This is a genomic window from Micrococcus sp. LASM2_SD2, from assembly GCF_057364565.1.
Map to the genome: position 1 here is coordinate 1 of NZ_JBNFOB010000236.1, position 3,476 is coordinate 3,476.

The window sequence follows — 3,476 nt, forward strand, 5'->3', positions numbered from 1 at the left end:
CGAGCACGGGCTGGCCTGCCCGCGGATCTCCATCGAGCCCGGCCGCGCCATCGCCGGCCCGGCCGGACTGACCCTGTACACCGTCGGCGTGACCAAGACCGTGGACGCCGACGCCCCGGACGGCACCACCGCCGCCCGCCGCTACGTGGCCGTGGACGGCGGCATGTCGGACAACCCGCGCCCCGTGCTCTACGACGCCGACTACACCGCCGTCTGCGCCAACCGCGCCTCGGACGCCGCGCCCGCCCTGTCTCGCGTGGTGGGCAAGCACTGCGAGTCCGGGGACATCGTGGTGAAGGACGTGTACCTTCCGTCAGACGTGGCCCGCGGCGACCTGCTCGCCGTCCCGGCCACGGGTGCCTACACGCACGTGATGGGATCGAACTACAACGCGCTGCCCCGCCCGGCCGTCGTCGCGGTCACCGAGGGAGCGGCCCGCACGATCATCCGGAGGGAGACGGTCGCGGACCTGCTGGACCGCGAGGTCGACCCGCAGGACCCGGCGGGCTGACGGGCCCCGGGCGTACGGCCGTATGCCGTACCGCCCCGAGGGACCGTCGCCGCAGGCAGCCACAGCAACGCCCACCAGGAGGACCATGACGCCGCCGCACACCACCACCGATGCCATCACCGTCGCCCTGCTCGGCGGCGGCACCGTCGGGTCCCAGGTCGCCCGGATCCTCACCGAGGACGCGGACATGCTCGCCGCCAAGGCCGGCGCCCCGCTGCGCCTGGCCGGCGTGGCCGTGCGGTCGAAGGACCGCAAGCGGGACGTCGAGCTGCCGAAGGACCTGTACACCACGGACGCCGAGTCGCTCATCGACGGCGCGGACATCGTGATCGAGCTGATGGGCGGCATCGAGCCGGCGCGCACCCTGATCGAGCAGGCGCTGCGGGACGGCAAGGCCGTGGTCACCGGCAACAAGGCGCTGCTGGCCCAGCACGGCGAGGAGCTCTCCGCGATCGCCGCCGAGCACGGTGCCCAGCTGTCCTTCGAGGCCGCCGTGGCCGGGGCCATCCCCATCCTGCGACCGCTGCGCGACTCCCTCTCCGGCGACCGGGTCACCCGGGTCATGGGCATCGCCAACGGCACCACCAACTTCATCCTGGACCGCATGGACACCGCCGGCGCGGACTTCGCGGACGCCCTGGCCGAGGCCCAGGAGCTCGGCTACGCCGAGGCGGACCCCACCGCGGACGTGGAGGGCCACGACGCCGCGGCGAAGGTCGCCATCCTCGCCACCCTGGCCTTCGGCGCGGACTACAGCATCGACGAGGTCTCCTGCGAGGGCATCACCCAGATCACCGCCGCGGACTCCGCCGCCGCGGCGGACGCCGGGTACGTCATCAAGCTCCTGGGCATCGCCGAGCGGCGCACCGCCGAGGACGGCACCGAGGGCGCCGTGCTGCGCGTGCACCCCACCATGGTCCCCCGCGAGCACCCGCTGGCCGCCGTGCGCGGCGCCTACAACGCGGTGTACGTGGAGGCCGAGAACGCCGGCGAGCTGATGTTCTACGGCCCCGGCGCCGGCGGCCCCGAGACCGCCTCCGCCGTCATGGGCGACGTGGTCTCCGTGGCCGAGCGCCTGGTCCGCGGCGCCCGCGCGGTGCGCACCTCCACCTCCTCCCTGACCGCGCTACCCGCCGCCGAGGCCCACACCTCCGTGATGGTGGTCCTCAGTGTGGACGACGCCCCCGGCGTGCTGCGCCGCGTGGCCGCCGTCTTCGAGGACCACGGCGTCTCCATCGAGGCACTGCGCCAGGACTCCGCGGCCGCCGAGGCCGAGGGCGCCGCCCAGCTGCGCGTCGTCACCCACCACGCCCGCCAGCGGGACCTCGACGCCACGGTCGAGGCGCTGCGCGGCCTGGACGTCGTCCGCGGCGTCGTCTCCGTCGTCCGCGTCGAAGGAAAGTGAGCACCTGATGGCACACCAGTGGAAGGGCGTCGTCCGCGAGTATGTCGACCGCCTGCCGGTCACCGAGGACACCCGCGTCATCACGCTGGGCGAGGGCGGCACCCCGCTGATCCGTGCCCCGCACCTGTCCGAGCTCGTCTCCGGCGACGTCTACGTGAAGTTCGAGGGCATGAACCCCACCGGCTCCTTCAAGGACCGGGGCATGACCATGGCCATCACCGCCGCCGTGGCCGAGGGCGCGAAGGCCGTGGTCTGCGCCTCCACCGGCAACACCTCCGCCTCCGCGGCCGCCTACGCGGCCCAGGCCGGCATCACCTGTGCGGTGCTGGTGCCGGAGGGCAAGATCTCCATGGGCAAGATGTCCCAGGCGGTCGCCCACGGCGCCCAGATCCTGCAGGTGCAGGGCAACTTCGACAACTGCCTCGAGGTGGCCCGCAAGCTGTCCGAGAACTACCCGGTGTTCCTGGTGAACTCCGTGAACCCGGCACGCATCGAGGGGCAGAAGACCGGCGCGTTCGAGGTGGTGGACTTCCTCGGCGACGCCCCGGACTACCACCTGCTGCCGGTCGGCAACGCGGGCAACATCACCGCGTACTGGAAGGGGTATCAGGAGTACTCCCGCCCCTACGTGAACCCGCACCCGGGCACCTCGGACGAGGAGCTTCCCGCCGTGGCCACGAAGACCCCCGCGATGTGGGGCTTCCAGGCCGCCGGCGCCGCACCGATCGTGGCCGGCCACCCGATCCTGGAGCCGGACACCATTGCCACCGCCATCCGCATCGGCAACCCCGCCTCCTGGGACCAGGCCACCGCCGCCCGGGACGCCTCCGGCGGCCTCATCGACACCGTCACGGACGCGGAGATCCTTCAGGCGCACCGCTGGCTGTCCTCCAAGGAGGGCGTGTTCGTGGAGCCCGCCTCCGCCGCCGGCGTGGCCGGCCTGCTCAAGCACCACGCGGCCGGGAACGTGCCGCGGGCAAGACCTGGGTCATCACGGTCACCGGCCACGGCCTGAAGGACCCGCAGTGGGCCCTCAAGGCCGCCGACGGCTCGGACGTCACCCCGGAGACCGTCGACGTCGACGTGGTCACCGTGGCCGAGGCGCTGGGGCTGTCCTGATGCAGACCCTGGGGGAGCTTCCCGTCGGCCGCTCGGTGCGGGTCGCCGTGCCGGCGACCTCCGCCAACCTCGGCCCGGGCTTCGACACCCTCGGCCTCGCCCTGGAGCGGCGGGACGAGGTGACGTTCACCGTGGCGGACGGCCCCTCGTCCGCGCGCGTGACCGGCGAGGGGGAGGACTCCCTTCCCGACGACGGCACGCACCTGATCGTGCGGCTCGCCCTGGAGCACCTGGCCAAGCGGGGCGCCACGGCGCCCGGACTGGCGCTTCAGGCGCACAACGTCATCCCGCACTCGCGCGGGCTCGGGTCGTCCGCGGCCGCCGTGGTGGCGGCCCTGGCCGGGGGCCGAGGCGCTCTTTGGAGCCGGGGGACCGGTTTGGATGCGGCCGGACTGCTGGACGCCTGCGCCCGCCGCGAGGGCCACCCGGACAACGTGGCCC

3 protein-coding genes and 1 pseudogene are annotated in these 3,476 nt (G+C 73.6%); all 4 read left to right on the forward strand.

The window, feature by feature from the left end; all coding sequences use genetic code 11:
• Window positions 1-511 (forward strand): diaminopimelate decarboxylase family protein (locus AC2W7A_RS10575; RefSeq protein WP_485991318.1); only part of this gene is annotated, 511 nt, incomplete at its 5' end.
• Between the two features lie 85 nt (window positions 512-596).
• Complete coding sequence (locus AC2W7A_RS10580; protein ID WP_485991319.1) at window positions 597-1,916, forward strand: homoserine dehydrogenase; 1,320 nt, start codon at window positions 597-599, stop codon at window positions 1,914-1,916.
• 7 nt (window positions 1,917-1,923) lie between these two features.
• Window positions 1,924-3,035: pseudogene (gene thrC, locus AC2W7A_RS10585) on the forward strand (threonine synthase).
• Window positions 3,035-3,476, forward strand: a 442-nt coding sequence (locus tag AC2W7A_RS10590; RefSeq protein WP_485991320.1) for a GHMP family kinase ATP-binding protein, incomplete at its 3' end; no start/stop codon positions are given. The pseudogene thrC and the gene AC2W7A_RS10590, both read left to right, overlap by 1 nt.